At 64.7% G+C, this 14,001-nt stretch carries 17 protein-coding genes; 7 read left to right on the forward strand and 10 right to left on the reverse strand.

The annotated features are described in order from the left end of the window. Window positions 1-17: 17 nt before the first annotated feature. From ccoS to ccoN, 8 genes are all read right to left on the reverse strand, one after another. A complete protein-coding gene (gene ccoS, locus E8M79_RS10590) occupies window positions 18-200 on the reverse strand; it encodes a cbb3-type cytochrome oxidase assembly protein CcoS (RefSeq protein WP_137151868.1) in 183 nt (60 codons plus the stop codon). Then, window positions 197-2,413 carry a heavy metal translocating P-type ATPase gene (locus E8M79_RS10595; protein ID WP_137151869.1) on the reverse strand — a complete coding sequence of 739 codons (2,217 nt, stop codon included), beginning with the start codon at window positions 2,411-2,413 and terminating at the stop codon, window positions 197-199. The genes ccoS and E8M79_RS10595 overlap by 4 nt, the downstream gene beginning before the upstream one ends. Beyond that, window positions 2,410-2,883: a FixH family protein gene (locus E8M79_RS10600; RefSeq protein WP_137151870.1), complete on the reverse strand. Its 474-nt coding sequence runs from the start codon at window positions 2,881-2,883 to the stop codon at window positions 2,410-2,412. Before E8M79_RS10600 ends, E8M79_RS10595 begins: the two co-directional genes overlap by 4 nt. Before the next feature lie 3 nt (window positions 2,884-2,886). Continuing rightward, window positions 2,887-4,449 carry a cytochrome c oxidase accessory protein CcoG gene (gene ccoG / locus E8M79_RS10605; RefSeq protein ID WP_137151871.1) on the reverse strand — a complete coding sequence of 521 codons (1,563 nt, stop codon included), beginning with the start codon at window positions 4,447-4,449 and terminating at the stop codon, window positions 2,887-2,889. Between the two features lie 151 nt (window positions 4,450-4,600). Beyond that, window positions 4,601-5,482, reverse strand: a complete 882-nt coding sequence (gene ccoP, locus E8M79_RS10610; RefSeq protein WP_137151872.1) for a cytochrome-c oxidase, cbb3-type subunit III — start codon at window positions 5,480-5,482, stop codon at window positions 4,601-4,603. Beyond that, the gene (locus E8M79_RS10615) at window positions 5,479-5,649 is read right to left on the reverse strand and encodes a cbb3-type cytochrome c oxidase subunit 3 (RefSeq protein WP_137151873.1); all 171 of its coding nucleotides are present in this window, start codon (window positions 5,647-5,649) and stop codon (window positions 5,479-5,481) included. The genes ccoP and E8M79_RS10615 overlap by 4 nt, the downstream gene beginning before the upstream one ends. Window positions 5,650-5,659: 10 nt before the next feature. Beyond that, entirely contained in the window at window positions 5,660-6,391 is a 732-nt protein-coding gene (gene ccoO, locus E8M79_RS10620) for a cytochrome-c oxidase, cbb3-type subunit II (RefSeq protein WP_137151874.1), read from the reverse strand. A gap of 9 nt (window positions 6,392-6,400) precedes the next feature. Further along, a complete protein-coding gene (ccoN, locus tag E8M79_RS10625; RefSeq protein WP_137151875.1) occupies window positions 6,401-7,966 on the reverse strand; it encodes a cytochrome-c oxidase, cbb3-type subunit I in 1,566 nt (521 codons plus the stop codon). Window positions 7,967-8,132: 166 nt separating this feature from the next. On the opposite strand from ccoN, the gene E8M79_RS10630 reads away from it, so the two are divergent. Both E8M79_RS10630 and E8M79_RS10635 read left to right on the forward strand, forming a co-directional pair. Continuing rightward, window positions 8,133-8,618 (forward strand): hemerythrin domain-containing protein, encoded by a 486-nt coding sequence (locus E8M79_RS10630; protein WP_137151876.1) that lies wholly within the window; start codon window positions 8,133-8,135, stop codon window positions 8,616-8,618. Beyond that, the gene (locus tag E8M79_RS10635; protein ID WP_137151877.1) at window positions 8,618-9,313 is read left to right on the forward strand and encodes a sulfite exporter TauE/SafE family protein; all 696 of its coding nucleotides are present in this window, start codon (window positions 8,618-8,620) and stop codon (window positions 9,311-9,313) included. The genes E8M79_RS10630 and E8M79_RS10635 overlap by 1 nt, the downstream gene beginning before the upstream one ends. Before the next feature lie 13 nt (window positions 9,314-9,326). Here E8M79_RS10635 and E8M79_RS10640 read toward each other — a convergent pair whose 3' ends face one another. Both E8M79_RS10640 and E8M79_RS10645 read right to left on the reverse strand, forming a co-directional pair. Further along, window positions 9,327-11,105 (reverse strand): chloride channel protein, encoded by a 1,779-nt coding sequence (locus E8M79_RS10640; RefSeq protein ID WP_137151878.1) that lies wholly within the window; start codon window positions 11,103-11,105, stop codon window positions 9,327-9,329. 45 nt (window positions 11,106-11,150) lie between these two features. Further along, window positions 11,151-11,447, reverse strand: coding sequence for a metalloregulator ArsR/SmtB family transcription factor (locus E8M79_RS10645; protein ID WP_349236041.1), 297 nt, complete (start codon window positions 11,445-11,447; stop codon window positions 11,151-11,153). 84 nt (window positions 11,448-11,531) lie between these two features. Between E8M79_RS10645 and E8M79_RS10650 the strand changes: the two genes are divergently transcribed. Genes E8M79_RS10650 through E8M79_RS10670 form a run of 5 tightly spaced genes read left to right on the forward strand, consistent with a single transcriptional unit; the run spans window position 11,532 to window position 13,944 of the window. Beyond that, complete coding sequence (locus E8M79_RS10650; RefSeq protein WP_137151880.1) at window positions 11,532-11,753, forward strand: DUF2892 domain-containing protein; 222 nt, start codon at window positions 11,532-11,534, stop codon at window positions 11,751-11,753. Further along, window positions 11,750-12,178 (forward strand): YeeE/YedE family protein, encoded by a 429-nt coding sequence (locus E8M79_RS10655; protein WP_137151881.1) that lies wholly within the window; start codon window positions 11,750-11,752, stop codon window positions 12,176-12,178. The genes E8M79_RS10650 and E8M79_RS10655 overlap by 4 nt, the downstream gene beginning before the upstream one ends. Next, window positions 12,178-12,618: a DUF6691 family protein gene (locus E8M79_RS10660; RefSeq protein ID WP_137151882.1), complete on the forward strand. Its 441-nt coding sequence runs from the start codon at window positions 12,178-12,180 to the stop codon at window positions 12,616-12,618. The genes E8M79_RS10655 and E8M79_RS10660 overlap by 1 nt, the downstream gene beginning before the upstream one ends. Before the next feature lie 19 nt (window positions 12,619-12,637). Further along, a complete protein-coding gene (locus E8M79_RS10665) occupies window positions 12,638-13,531 on the forward strand; it encodes an MBL fold metallo-hydrolase (protein WP_137151883.1) in 894 nt (297 codons plus the stop codon). A gap of 53 nt (window positions 13,532-13,584) precedes the next feature. Next, window positions 13,585-13,944, forward strand: a complete 360-nt coding sequence (locus E8M79_RS10670; RefSeq protein ID WP_248304969.1) for a sulfur transferase domain-containing protein — start codon at window positions 13,585-13,587, stop codon at window positions 13,942-13,944. Window positions 13,945-14,001: the final 57 nt, after the last annotated feature.

Below are 14,001 nucleotides of genomic sequence, written 5' to 3' on the forward strand. Positions count from 1 at the left end.
GCCCTCACTGCTAGGGCCTATGCGCCGGGCCTGCTTTGACGTGGGTCAATCTTTTCCAGCGACTCGTCGTTGAGCAGCACCCGCTGACCATCGCCTTCCAGGTCGTTATACTGGCCGCTGCGCAGGGCCCAGAAAAAGGCGATGAGGGCCAGCGCGCCCAGGCCGATGGCGCAGGGGATCAGAATCAGCAGACCGCTCATGGGGAATCTCCAGGCCGTGCGGCCAGTTCAGACGGGCCGGCGCCCAGACGCAGGCGCATGGCATTGACCACCACCACAACCGACGAGCTCGACATGGCAATGGCCGCCACCAGCGGCGTCACATGGCCCAGGATCGCCAGCGGCAGCACCACGGCATTATAGGCCACGGCAAAGCCAAGGTTCTCACGCACCAGCCGGTCGGCACGACGCGCGATCGACAGCACGAAGGGCACACCGGCCAGCCGATCATTGGTGAGCACGAAATCGGCCGCCGCACGACCAATGTCGGCGGCGCTGGCCGGGGCAATGGACACGTCGGCCGCCCGCAGCGCCGGCGCATCATTGATGCCATCGCCCACCATCAGAACGGCGCCATGCTCGGTGCGCAACCGGGCAATGGCCGCCTGCTTTTCTTCCGGCGCAAGCCCGGCCGACCAGCTGCTGGCGCCCACCGCGTCGGCCACTGCGGCCACCGCAGCAGGACGGTCCCCCGAGAGGATATGCACCGGAACGCCCAGGCGCGCCATGCCGGCAACGGTTGCTGCCGCGTCGCCGCGCGCATCGTCGCGGAAGGCGAACATGGCAACAGGCTCCGCATCACGGGCCAGCCAGACATGGCTGGCACTATCGGCGTCGCTGTCCTCAGCGCCGCAGAAGGCGGCACTGCCCAGGCGCCAGACGACGCCCTCGACACTGGCCTCGACGCCCAGGCCCGGCCGTTCGGTGACGCTCAGTGGGTTGTCGCCGACTGCGTCCTGCGCCGCTGCGGCAATGGCGCGTGACAGCGGATGATTGCTCTGCGCACCCAGCCGCGCCGCTATGGCGAGCAGGGCCGGATCCTCGGGATCTTGCCGCACCAGAACGGGTGTCCCCAGGGTCAGCGTGCCGGTCTTGTCGAAGGCAGCGACCTGCACAGCGCCCATGCGTTCCAGCGCCGAGCCCTCGCGCATGACCACGCCATTGGCGAACAGGCGCCCGGCGGCCACGACATGGACGATCGGCACGGCCAGCGCCAGGGCGCAGGGGCAGGTGATGATGAGCACGGCCACCGCATTGAGCAGGGCCGCATGCCAGCCCACGCCCATGGCCAGCCAGCCCAGGAAGGTGATGGCCGCCGTCAGATGCACCACCGGGGCATAGAGCTGGGCGGCGCGGTCGGCAATGCGGCGATACTTGGTGCGGGTATCCTCGGCGGCTTCGACATAGGCCGTCATGCGCGCAAGGAAGGAATCGCGCGCCGGGCGATCCGCGACGATCTCCAGCGTGCCCAACAGGTTTATCGCGCCGGCCGGCAGGCTGGTGCCGGGCAGGGCGGCCATCGGGATGGATTCGCCATTGACCATGGCCATGTCGATCTGGCCGCTGCCGGCAACCACACTTGCATCCACCGGCACACGCTCGCCGGCCTTGAGGGCAAAGCGCATGCCCGGCACGATATCGGCCAGCCGCACAAAGGCCTGGCCGCCATCGTCGAGCAGTCGATAGGCGCCGCGTGGCGACAGCCGGGCGAGATTGTCCACCGCGCTGCGCGCCTGCTTGCGCATCATGTGGTCGAGCGTGCGCCCGGCCAAAAGGAAGAACAGCAGCATGGTGGAGGCGTCGAAATAGGCATGTTCGCCGCCGGTGATGGTCTCGAAGAGGCTCAGCGCCGTGGTCAGCGTCACGCCAATGGAAATGGGCACATCCATATTGGTGCGGCCCACGCGCAAGGCGGACCAGGCGGAGCGGAAGAACGGCCGCCCGGCGTAAACAATAGCCGGCAGGGCCAGCAGCGCCGACAGCCAGTGGAACAGCGCGCGCGTCGCCTCGTCGGCGCCGGCCCAGACCGACACCGAGAACAGCATGATATTGCCGGCGGCAAACCCCGACACGGCCAGGGCGCGCACCAGTTCAGACAGCGCCGCATCATGCCCGGGATCGACCGTGGCATCGACCGGGAAGTTGCGGTAGCCGCTGCGGGTGATGCGCCGGGTGAAGCTGGTGACATCGGCATGCGCGCCATAGCGGATCAACACCCGGCGCTGCGACAGGTTCACGCGGGCGCTGAGCACGCCCTCGGTGCCGCGCAGTTCGCCCTCGATGGCCTCGATGCACGCGGCACAATAGGCGTCCGGCACGGCAAAGCAGATCTCTCCGGTGCCATCGGCGGCATGGGCAATGAAGGGATCAAGCTCGACGGGCGCCGGGCCCGCCGCCGCAGCCAGACTGGTCACTTCGAGGTTACCCTGTGTTCATAGCCAATGGCGCCCAGCTCGGTGGGGTCCGTGGTGACCGTGACGTCCCAGACGCCAGGCGGCAGGGTGATGGCGCCCTCATAGGCGCCATCCTTGAGCGTCAGGCCGATGGTGGTGTCGTCATGTCCGCCGACCGGACGGCGCAGGAAGGCGCTGACACCGGTGAGCGGCAGCGGCGCACCAGCCCGGTCGAGCGCCTCGAAACGCACCATGCCATCGGCATAGTGCGTCTTGAACGACCAACCGGCGGCCTTCTGGCGGGCGATGGTATCCTGCACCGTCTGGAAGCCCTGGCTGGCCACATAGCTATTGTCGACGACCAGCCCGGTCCAGGTGACGGCCGAGGAAATGGCCATGGTCAGATTGGCGGCCAGCACCACGGCAAAGAAACCGACGGTGACCATGACCATGTGGCGGCCGGTGAAAGGCTTGGGGGTCGCGTTGGCCATGGCTCAATCCTGTGGGGTTTCGAAGCGGACGGGAGTGCTGGCACTGACTGTGCCATCGGCATTGGTGATCGTCATGGTGAAATCGATCTGCCCAGTGGCCTCGCTGGGCGGAGCCTTCACATAGACGCGCAGGGGCAGCACCAGATCGGGCTCGACCGCCAACTGCAGCGTGCTGCCGCCGACGTCATTGGCGCCCGAGGTGGTAACGGTCGCGCCCGGCAGGCCGGAGATGGAGAACACCATGTCCTGCGGCTGCGTCGTCATGTTGAGGATCTTGACGTCATAGCCGTTCTGAATCGAGCCGTCCGACAGCAGCACATAGAGCGGATTGCGATCATGCAGCACATTGATGCCGATGGGTGCCCGCAGCGACAGTACGGTCAGCATGGCCAGGCCAATACCGGCCCAGACCACGAAGTAGACCAGCGTGCGCGGCCGCAGCACCGAGCGCCAGGTGGTGTGGCGAATGGCCGAGACGAAGCGGCCGGTGATGGAGTCGCGGACCCGGGTCGGGTCGAGCCGGCCTTCGGGCGCTGCCAGGTTCATATTGGCATTGTAGTCGGCCAGCGTGGTGTAGGAGATCAGCCCGCGTTCGCGGCCCAGCTTGTCCATCACATTGTCGCAGGCGTCGATGCACAGCGCGCAGGTGATGCACTCCAGCTGCTGGCCGTCGCGGATGTCGATGCCCATCGGGCAGACCACCACGCAGGCGTTGCAGTCCACGCAATCGCCCTGCGGCACCCCGGCCGTGATGGCCTTCTTGGCATGGCGGCCGCGCGGCTCGCCCCGCCAGTCATTATAGGTCACCGTGAGTGAATGCTCGTCCAGCATGGCGGCCTGGATGCGCGGCCAGGGGCACATATAGGTGCAGACCTGCTCGCGCATCAGCCCGCCGAAAGTGTAGGTCGTCGCGGTCAACAGGGCGATGGTGGCATAGGCCACCATGGGCGCCTGCAGATGGATCACATCACCCAGCAGCGTCGGCGCGTCGGCGAAGTAGAAGATCCAGGCGCCGCCGGTCGCCACGCCGATCAGCAGCCACAGCGCATGCTTGCTGACGCGCTTGACCAGCTTGTCGGCGCTCCACGGCGCCGCATCGAGCTTCATGCGGGCATTGCGGTCACCCTCGATGGCGCGCTCGACCACCAGGAACAGATCGACCCACACCGTCTGCGGGCAGGCATAGCCACACCAGGCGCGTCCGACCGTGGAGGTGATCAGGAACAGGCCCACGCCGGCCATGACCAGCAGGCCCGCCACATAGTAGAATTCCTGCGGCCAGATCTCGATGAAGAAGAAGTAGAAGCGCCGATTCGCCAGATCGAGCAGTACGGCCTGGTCGGGCGCATAATCGCCACGGTCCCAGCGCAGCCAGGGCGTGACGTAATAGATGGTCAGGGTAATGGCCATCACCAGCCATTTGAAGCGACGGAAATTGCCTTCGGCCCGCTTGGGAAAAATCTTGCGTCGGGGCGCATAGAGCGGCTGGCGCCGCTTGGCCGAATTGACCGCCTCGACTTCGTGCAGATCGGCTGCCGGCAAAGTGCCGTCGTCGGTAGTGTTCATGGTGGTGGACCCTTTCACCATTGCTTGTCGCATGCAGGGCCAAAACTGCCTTGACCTAGGTCAACCTTGCCCTCCGGATGCGCAAAGGGGGGCGCCACTCCGCCCCCCTCCGCATATCGGTCGACCGGCCTTGGCCGGATTCGGCCGCTATTTATTCGCCGCCACCCAGGCCATGCACATAGACGGCCAGTTCCTTGATGGTGGTGTCGTCGAGCTTTTCCGACCAAGCCTGCATCATGCCATGCCGGGGCTTGTTGATCTGCGCCTTGATGGCCTCGAGCGAACCATCATAGAGCCAGATCGCGTCGGTCAGATTGGGACCACCCAGGTCGGTGAGACCCACGCCGCCTTCGCCATGGCAGGCCGCACAATTGTCGGTGAACAGCTGTGCCCCTTCTGGGGTATTCACCCCACCCTCGACGCCCGACAGGCTCGCCACATAGTCGGCCAGCGTGTTGATCGACGCCGCATCCAGCAACTGATCAGCCCCGAAGTTGGGCATGATATTGTAGCGCGTGTCCGGATCGGTGGTCGACCGCACGCCATGGGCGATGGTGGTGTAGATCGCGTCGATCGTGCCACCCCAGATCCAGGAGTCGTCGTTCAGGTTCGGATAGCCCGGGCCGCCGGCCGCACCGGTGCCGTGGCACTGCGTGCAGTTCACCTTGAAGGCCGATTCGCCAGCCGCAGAGGCAAAGCGGGTCAGCTCGGGATCGGCCAGGATATCGGCCACCGGCAGCTCGGCAATCTTGGACACGACGGCCTGATTGCCGACCTGAACTTCGCTCATGGTCTTGGCCAGGTCCGCACGGCTGGAATAGCCCAGCACGCCCGTAGTGGCCGAGCTCAGCATCGGCCAGGCCGGGTAGAAGATCGTATAGACCAGCGCCCAGATGATGCAGCCGTAGAAGGTCCACAGCCACCAGCGGGGCAGGGGATTGTTGAGCTCCTTGATGCCGTCCCACTCGTGACCGGTGGTTTCCACACCGCTCAGGTCGTCGACCGGCTTGCCCGTTTTGTTATTGGTGCTCATTTGCTGTCGAACCTTTCATCGGTATCCCGCAGGGGGATCTGCGCGGCGTCGATGGCCTGTTGCTTGGCGCCGGGGCGGAAGATGTAGACCGCCACGGCCAGGAAGATGACGAACAGATAAACCAGGCCCCAGGAGTCGGCGAAGTGGCGTAACTCGTTGTAATCCATGACGATCTCCCTAGCGGTAGTTGGCTTGCGCGTCGTAGCTGTCGAAGTTGACCAGCGTGCCGAGCATCTGCAGATAGGCCACCAGGGCATCCATCTCGGTGATCCGCTGGCTGTCGCCATCGAAGTCACCGAACACGGCCTTGGGATAACGCGCCGCCACGGCGGAGCTATCGGCATCCGGCGTTGCCTGAGCGATCAGGTCATTGGCCGCATTGTCGATCATCTCCTGACTATAGGGGACGCCGACCGTGGCATTGGCCTGCAGCATGCCGCCGATGGTGTCGTAGTCCAGCGTCGCCTTGGCCAGGAAAGCATAGCTGGGCATGATCGACTCGGGCACCACGGAGCGCGGGTTGGTCAGGTGCTGGACCTGCCATTCGTTGGAATAGCGGCCGCCGACGCGGGCCAGGTCTGGCCCTGTCCGCTTGGAGCCCCACTGGAACGGATGGTCGTACATCGACTCCGCTGCCAGCGAGTAATTGCCATAGCGCTCCACTTCATCGCGGAACGGCCGGATCATCTGGCTGTGGCAGACATAGCAGCCTTCACGGATGTAGATGTCGCGGCCAGCCAGCTCGAGCGGTGAATAGGGACGCATCCCCTCCACCTTCTCGATGGTGTTCTGGAAGAAGAACAACGGGGTGACTTCCACCAGGCCGCCGATGCAGACCACCAGCAGCGAGCCCACCAGCAGCAGCGAGGCGTTGCGTTCGATTATGCCATGCTTCTCAATAAGTGACATGGGATACTCCTACTCGGCGGGTTGCAGTTGGGCGGGCGTGGGCATGGGACGTTCTGTCCGCACACGGCCGGCAATGGTCATGGCGATGTTGAAGGCCATCACCAGGCCACCGGCCAGGTAGAGCAGGCCACCGACGGCGCGCATCACATAATAGGGGTGCATGGCGGCCACGGTTTCGGCGAAGGAGTAGACCAGGAACCCCTGGCTGTCGTACTCGCGCCACATCAGGCCCTGCATGATGCCCGACACCCACATCACGGCCGCGTAGACCACGATGCCAAGGGTCGCCAGCCAGAAGTGCCAGTTGACCATGCGCAGCGAATAGAGGCGTTCGCGGCCCCACAGGCGCGGCACCATGAAGTAGATGGCACCGAACGAGATCATGCCGACCCAACCCAGGGCACCCGAGTGCACATGGCCGATGGTCCAGTCCGTATAGTGGCTGAGCGCGTTAACCGACTTGATCGACATCACCGGACCTTCGAAGGTCGACATGCCGTAGAAGGCCACTGCAATCACCATCATGCGGATGATGGGGTCGGTACGCATCTTGTCCCAGGCGCCACGCAGCGTCATCAGACCGTTGATCATGCCGCCCCAGCTGGGCATCCACAGCATGATCGAGAACACCATGCCCAGAGTCTGCGCCCAGTCGGGCAGGGCGGTGTAGTGCAGGTGATGCGGGCCGGCCCAGATATAGAGGAAGATCAGAGCCCAGAAGTGGATGATCGACAGGCGATAGCTATAGACCGGGCGCTCGGCCTGCTTGGGCAGGTAGTAGTACATCATGCCCAGGAAGCCGGCGGTCAGGAAGAAGCCCACGGCATTGTGGCCATACCACCACTGCGTCAGCGCATCCTGCACGCCCGAGAACAGCGAGTAGCTGCGCGAGCCGAAGAAGGATACCGGAACGGCCAGGTTGTTGACCACGTGCAGCAGCGCCACCGTGACGATGAACGCCAGGTAGAACCAGTTGGCCACATAGATGTGGGGTTCCTTGCGCTTGAGCAGCGTGCCCAGGAACACCACCAGATAGGCCACCCACACCAGCGTCAGCCAGATGTCGACATACCATTCGGGTTCGGCATATTCGCGGCTCTGCGTGATGCCCAGCAGATAGCCCGTCGCCGCCATGGCGATGAACAGCTGGTAGCCCCAGAACACGAACCAGGCCAGATCACCACCGAACAGGCGCGCCCGTGTGGTGCGCTGCACCACATAGAAGCTGGTGGTGATCAGGGCCGTGCCGCCGAAGGCAAAGATCACTGCCGAAGTATGCAGCGGGCGGATACGACCGAAATTGAGCCATGGACCGAAGTTCAATTCGGGGAAGGCGAGCTGCAAAGCTGCGACCAGGCCCACTGTGAACCCAATCACCCCCCAGAACATGGTGAGAATGGAGCCCACCCGAACCGGGCCATCCATATAGCCAGCTGAATGAGCTGCGCCCTCGATCGGCGGCGGCAGGCGCATTGCCACAACCACCCCGATGCCCAGAATCAGCGTCAGTATCCCCATGTGGATGCGGAATGCATCGTCGACGGCCAGGGCGGACATGATGAACGCGCCCACCATGCCTATCCCTAACCCTATAGCCCAGCCCGAATATCTCACCGGTGCCCCCTTTAGTTTCCAAAGTCACAGCCATTGCCGCTTGGCATCACACTATTGTGAGGGTCGGGGAGTCTCATTGATCTAGGTCAATGTGGAGGGCTCCGGAAAACGAGAGGTTGGGTCGGTCATGGTCACTGCCGCGACGAGGAGAAGAGACACCATGGTCGTGCACATTGATGAGTCAGCGCTGCGCCGTCTGCTGGCCGGGCATGACGAACAACTGGCGCTTTGTGACATTTTGGAACAGATTGCCGACGGCCTGCCCAAAGACGTCGATACCGCGCTGTGCCACAAGACGGCAGACCGGCTGTATTCAGTGATGCAGTTGGCCACCGCTAATGAACGCGCCATATTGGGCGCAACGCTGACGGAAATGGGAGCTGTCCGCCACCTTGACCTGGGGCGCACCGCCCGGCGCCTACTGCGCGAAAGCGAAGAGGATTTCAGCCACGCCGAGGAATTGCAGGACGCGCTCAGCACGGTTGGTAGCGAACGGCCAGCCGTCGGCACGGATGCGCTTGGCTATATGCTGCGGGGCTTTTTTGAGGCCCGCAAACGCCGAATCGCCCTGGAGCGGGAAATGGTGATGGCGCTGCTCGCCTCGGCGGCCTGATGCTGGCGAGCGCCATCATCTGGGGGCTGACACTGGGCCTGGCCTCCAGCCTGCACTGCGCCGGCATGTGCGGGCCGATTGGCTGCACTTTCATGCTGATGGGACCTGCACCCGCCGACCGTGGCGCTGTCGCCCTGCGCGTGTCCCTTTTGCAGCTCGGCCGAGTCATGGCCTATGGCCTGGGTGGCCTGGCCTTCGGCGTCTTTGGCGCCGGCCTCTATGGCCAACTGAACTTCAGCGCCGCCCACGGTGCGTTACAGGTACTTGCCGCCATGGTGATCATCTGGATGGGCCTGACCACGGCGGGTCTCGTCCCGAGTCTGGCCCTGGCGGACCGTATGCTGGCCCCGATGGCCGGGACCATGGCCCGATGGCGCAGCGCGCCCCTGCTGGCGACGCCGGAAATGGCCGTAGTGGCAGGGCTGGTCTGGGGCCTGACACCCTGTGCCATGGTCTATACGGCGCTGTTCAATTCACTGCTGACCGGAGATCCGCTGCTCGGCGCGGTGCTGATGCTGAGCTTTGGCCTGGGCACAGTGCCGGCCGTGGTGGTGACCACCCTGGCCTTCTTCGGCTCGAGCCGGGCGCGCCACCGTCCCGGCCGTCATTTGGCCGGCGCGGCACTGGTCCTCGGCGGGCTGGCGGGACTGCTGTTGACGGCCCCGGGTAGCCCATTCTGCATTACCGGCGCCTGATTGGCCGGGGCGCTCAGGCCTCTCCGGTCAGGTCCCGGCGCGATTTCTCCAACTCCTCGGCATAGCGCCGCAGCAGATGGGCCTCGGTCAGCAAGCCGAGCACGCGACGGTCAGCGTCGGCATGGACCACCGCGAGCTCCTCGCTGTGCCACTGCTCGAACAGGGTCGCGGCCTTTTCCGCTGATTGCCATGGCATCAGCACGCAGTCCGTGAACCGCAGGAGGGCATCAATCGCCTGTTCGGCGGCGTCCGGAGCGCCGACGCGCCGGGCATAGGCATCGGCCACCAGCACAATCCCGACGTAGGCGCCAGTCTCGTCCACCACCACCACACGTTCTGTCGAGCCCAACGGATAGGCGGCGCGGAACGCCTCGATGGTAATGCCGCTGCGCACGGTCTTGACGTCCCGCCGCATCATGGAGCCCACCGTCAGATTGCGCAGGCGCCCCACATCATGGGCGCTGCGAATGGTTTCGCCGCGCAAATGCAGTCGCCAGGTCGAGAAGGAGAAGCCAAAGGTCTCCCGCACCAGCACGGACGCCGCAATGGCAGCGGCCAGGACCGCGACGCTGATGGCCAGGTCACCGGTCACCTCAAGCACGAGGAACGTCATGGTCAACGGTCCACCGACGACCCCCACCGCCATCGAGGCCATGCCCACCAGCGCCGCCAGTGTGGGGTCGATCTGGACGGGCAAACTCAGGGCCGCCAGGGTCAAAGCGACCGCCTTGCCCATCAGGGCGCCGAGGAACAGGGCGGCAAAGAACAGTCCGCCGCGAAAGCCTGAACCGAGCGAAATGGCCGCCGCCAGGGTCTTGAGGACAAACAACCCAACCAAGGCCAGCAGCGCCGTGTTCGACACGATTTCGAGGTCCAGCGCGCCATGGCCCGATGACAGGGCCTCAGGCGTCACCAGCGCAATGCCGCCCACGAGCAGCCCGCCCAGGACGGGGCGGAGCATGACGGGCATGCGGGTCCAGCCGAAACCGCGCTCAACCAGCACCACCAGTTGCATCACGCCGATGGCGGCGCCGCCCCCCAGCAGTCCGAGCGCGAGAAAGGGCAGGGTGTCCCCGGCGCCGAGCTGGGGAATGGTCCCCATGTGGATACTGGTCTGCACCGCACCCAGCAGTGGCGCCACCAGGCTGGCCGTCACCGCGGCAACCATGATGGGGGCCAGCAGGGCAATGGAATAGACGCCGATGATCAGCTCGAAGGCATAGAAGGCCCCGGTCAGCGGCGCGCCAAAGGCCGCAGCGATCGCGCCAGCCGCACCGCACCCCACCAGCGTGCGAATCTCATTGCGGCGCAAGCCGGACAGCGCGGCCAGGCGAGAGCCAATGCTCGACGCCAATTGCGTATAGCCCGCTTCCAGGCCCACCGATGCACCAAAGCCGCTCGAAATCATCGCCTGGCCAGCCAGCAACAGGCTCTCGCGGATGGACATGCGTCCGCCATGCACGGCATTGGCCTCGATGGGGTCAACCGGCGGACGGGTCCGAAAGCGGCGAGTCAGGATCACGCTGAGCGCCATCAGCGCGCCGCCCAGCGCCGGCACCAAAGCCATCAGCGGATTGGCCAGAGCGGCCTGGGCACTCAGCCGGCCACCATCGGCCAGACCGAACAGCACGGCATGCAGATGCTGGGTCACCCAGCTCATGGCCGTGACCACCAGGCCGGCAACAACGCCCACCGCTGCGGCCAGCCCCAGGATGAGCAGGCCACGGTATCGCCCGGCCGCACCAATGGATCGAACGACCGGTGCGGCAACCTTGCCTGTGGCTTCCGTCATGCGACCGGCGCCAGCGCGCGGGCCTGGGCAGCAGTGACGCGCGTCTCAGTCTTCACAATAGATTCCATACAGCGTCGTCAGCACCTGCTTCACAGCATCCGAAGCCAGGCTGTAATGCACCTGTTGGCCCTCGCGCCGCGTCTTCACAAAGCCCCAGGCGCGCAGCTTGGACAAATGCTGCGACAGCGGGGATTGCGCCAGTGCGACCTTCTCGCCCAGCTCCGTCACATTCATTTCATGATCCAGCAAATTGCACAGGATCATCAGCCGTTTGGAGTTGGCCATGGCTGTCAGGAGGCGCGTGGCCTGCTCGGCATTGACCTCCATCTTGTCGATATCCATATTGATCATATTAGAATGTTCTTATATACGACTGCACACGCCGTCAATCTCTTCTGATTTTCGGCCCAGTTCAAGGAGCCTCCCATGAGAATCAATGTCGGAACGCCGGACCGCATCGCCCGCCTCATCCTGGGCGCCGTTCTGGTTTTGCTGCCGGTCCTGTCAGGCCTGTCCCTGTTCGCTAACCCGGTCCTGTTCTGGGCCTCAATCGTGGTGGGGGCGGTGCTGATCGCCACTGCCATATTCCGTTTCTGCCCCATCTACACCGTTCTTGGTCTTTCCACCTGCAAGGTTACCCCTCGATGACTGAATTTACTCCAGTGCTGTCGCTGACTGGCGGCGCATTGATCGGCCTGGCGGCCGTCCTGCTCATGGCCACCCACGGCCGCATTGCCGGCATGACCGGCATTCTGACTGGCCTGATGCCGCCGGTTTCGGCCGACTGGGCCTGGCGCGCCGCCTTTGTGGCGGGCGCTATCGTTGCGCCCATTTTGGTTCTGCAGCTCACGGACACCGTGATTGCCTTCGATAGTCCCGTACCCATGCCCTGGGTCATGATCTCTGGACTGATCGTCGGTGTCGGCGTCTACTTCGGCTCCGGCTGCACCTCCGGCCACGGCGTCTGCGGCATGGCGCGCCTGTCGCCGCGCTCGATCGTGGCCACGCTGACCTTCCTGTCGACCGCGATCATCACGGTCTTTCTTGTTCGTCACGTGCTGGGGGGCTTCTGATGCTGCGCACCGTTTCCGCCGGCGTGACCGGCCTGATCTTCGGCACCGGCATCGCCCTTTCGGGCATGGCCAATCCGGCCAAGGTGCTCAATTTCTTCGACGTCGCCGGCCAATGGGATCCGTCCCTGGCGCTGGTCATGGTGGCAGCGCTGATCGTGGCCTTCACCGGCTACCGCCTGGTGCTGCGCCGCTCAGCGCCGCTGTTCGAAGCCAAATTCCATCTGCCGACCAGTCGCCGCATCGACGTGCCGCTGGTGGCCGGCTCGGCCGTGTTCGGCATCGGCTGGGGCCTGTCGGGTTTCTGCCCCGGCGGCGCCATTCCCGCCCTGGGCCTGGGTGAAATCAGCGCCTGGGCCTTCATCGGCGCCATGCTGGTCGGCATTCTTGCCGCCCGGACCGTCCGTATCGCGCTGCAGCAGCGCGCACTGCAATCCGCCTGACCCACCAAGGAGTTCGATCATGAGCACACTTCCATTCGACGCCGAACTGTCGGTCCATCCTGAGGTCACCGCCTTCTTCGACGCCCCGACCAACACGATCAGCTATGTCGTCAAGGATCCCGAGTCCAACGCCTGCGCCGTCATCGACTCGGTGATGGACATCGACTATGCCGCCGGCCGCATCACCTATGAGGGTGCCGACACCATCATCCGCTTCATTGAGGATCACCAGCTCAAGCTGGAATGGCTGATCGAGACCCATGTGCATGCCGACCATTTGTCGGCCGCGCCCTATATCCAGTCCAAGCTGGGCGGCAAGCTGGGGATCGGCGAGAACATCACCATCGTCCAGGACACCTTCGGCAAGATCTTCAACGAAGGCACCGAGTTCCAGCGCGACGGCAGCCAGTTCGACCGGCTGTTCAAGGATGGCGACAGCTACCAGATCGGTGGCTTGACCGCCCATGTGCTGCACACCCCGGGCCACACCCCGGCCTGCATGACGCATGTGGTGGGCGATGCTGCCTTTGTTGGTGACACGCTGTTCATGCCCGACGGTGGCTCGGCCCGTGCCGACTTCCCTGGCGGTGACGCCCGCACGCTGTATCGCTCGATCCAGCGCGTACTGTCGCTGCCGCGCGAGACGCGCCTGTTCATGTGCCACGACTATGGTCCCAATGGCCGCGACATCCAGTGGGAGACCACGGTGGGCGAGGAGATCGACCACAATATCCATGTCGGCCACGGCACGGACGAGAACACCTTCGTCAAGATGCGCGAGGCGCGCGACGCCACACTGTCCATGCCCCGGCTGATCATCCCGTCACTGCAGGTCAATATGCGCGCCGGCCAGCTGCCGCCCCGGGATTCCAGCGGCAAGACCTTCCTCAAGGTTCCCGTCAACGGGCTCTAGCCCCTTTGGCTGCCGCCCTGCGCGGCAGCCGCAACGCCAGAAAGTGCCAAACCATGTTTTCCTTCCTCAAGCCCAAGAGCAATTCCATGAATGTCCGCAAGGTCGACGACAAATTCGCCGTGACTGGCCAGATTACGCCCGAACAGGTCAAAGCCATCTCGGACGCCGGCTACAAGTCCATCATCTGCGCCCGGCCCGACAATGAAGAACACGGTCAGCCCAGCTTCGCCGACGTCGCCCGGGCGGCCGAGACGCTGGGTCTGCAGATCATCCACATCCCCGTCTCGGGCATGCTCGGCGAGGGCCAGATCATCCGCTTCCACGACGCCTGGGAGAAGATGCCCAAGCCCATGCTTGGCTACTGCCGTTCCGGCGCCCGCGCCGGCAGCCTCTACGCCACGCTGTCCCGCTGAACCTTCTGACGGCCGGCTGATCTATCAGCCGGCCCCATCCACCCAAGGCAACTGCAC

The sequence above is a fragment of the Devosia sp. FKR38 genome, from assembly GCF_005222805.1.
Taxonomy (GTDB): Bacteria; Pseudomonadota; Alphaproteobacteria; order Rhizobiales; family Devosiaceae; genus Devosia.

Coding starts and splice junctions, on each gene's coding strand:
- ccoS (WP_137151868.1), bottom strand. CDS start 200: ATGAGCGGTCTGCTGATTCTGATCCCCTGCGCCATCGGCCTGGGCGCG.
- E8M79_RS10600 (WP_137151870.1), bottom strand. CDS start 2,883: ATGGCCAACGCGACCCCCAAGCCTTTCACCGGCCGCCACATGGTCATG.
- ccoG (WP_137151871.1), bottom strand. CDS start 4,449: ATGAACACTACCGACGACGGCACTTTGCCGGCAGCCGATCTGCACGAA.
- ccoP (WP_137151872.1), bottom strand. CDS start 5,482: ATGAGCACCAATAACAAAACGGGCAAGCCGGTCGACGACCTGAGCGGT.
- E8M79_RS10615 (WP_137151873.1), bottom strand. CDS start 5,649: ATGGATTACAACGAGTTACGCCACTTCGCCGACTCCTGGGGCCTGGTT.
- ccoO (WP_137151874.1), bottom strand. CDS start 6,391: ATGTCACTTATTGAGAAGCATGGCATAATCGAACGCAACGCCTCGCTG.
- ccoN (WP_137151875.1), bottom strand. CDS start 7,966: ATGGTGGGCGCGTTCATCATGTCCGCCCTGGCCGTCGACGATGCATTC.
- E8M79_RS10630 (WP_137151876.1), top strand. CDS start 8,133: ATGGTCACTGCCGCGACGAGGAGAAGAGACACCATGGTCGTGCACATT.
- E8M79_RS10635 (WP_137151877.1), top strand. CDS start 8,618: ATGCTGGCGAGCGCCATCATCTGGGGGCTGACACTGGGCCTGGCCTCC.
- E8M79_RS10640 (WP_137151878.1), bottom strand. CDS start 11,105: ATGACGGAAGCCACAGGCAAGGTTGCCGCACCGGTCGTTCGATCCATT.
- E8M79_RS10645 (WP_349236041.1), bottom strand. CDS start 11,447: ATGGATATCGACAAGATGGAGGTCAATGCCGAGCAGGCCACGCGCCTC.
- E8M79_RS10650 (WP_137151880.1), top strand. CDS start 11,532: ATGAGAATCAATGTCGGAACGCCGGACCGCATCGCCCGCCTCATCCTG.
- E8M79_RS10655 (WP_137151881.1), top strand. CDS start 11,750: ATGACTGAATTTACTCCAGTGCTGTCGCTGACTGGCGGCGCATTGATC.
- E8M79_RS10660 (WP_137151882.1), top strand. CDS start 12,178: ATGCTGCGCACCGTTTCCGCCGGCGTGACCGGCCTGATCTTCGGCACC.
- E8M79_RS10665 (WP_137151883.1), top strand. CDS start 12,638: ATGAGCACACTTCCATTCGACGCCGAACTGTCGGTCCATCCTGAGGTC.
- E8M79_RS10670 (WP_248304969.1), top strand. CDS start 13,585: ATGTTTTCCTTCCTCAAGCCCAAGAGCAATTCCATGAATGTCCGCAAG.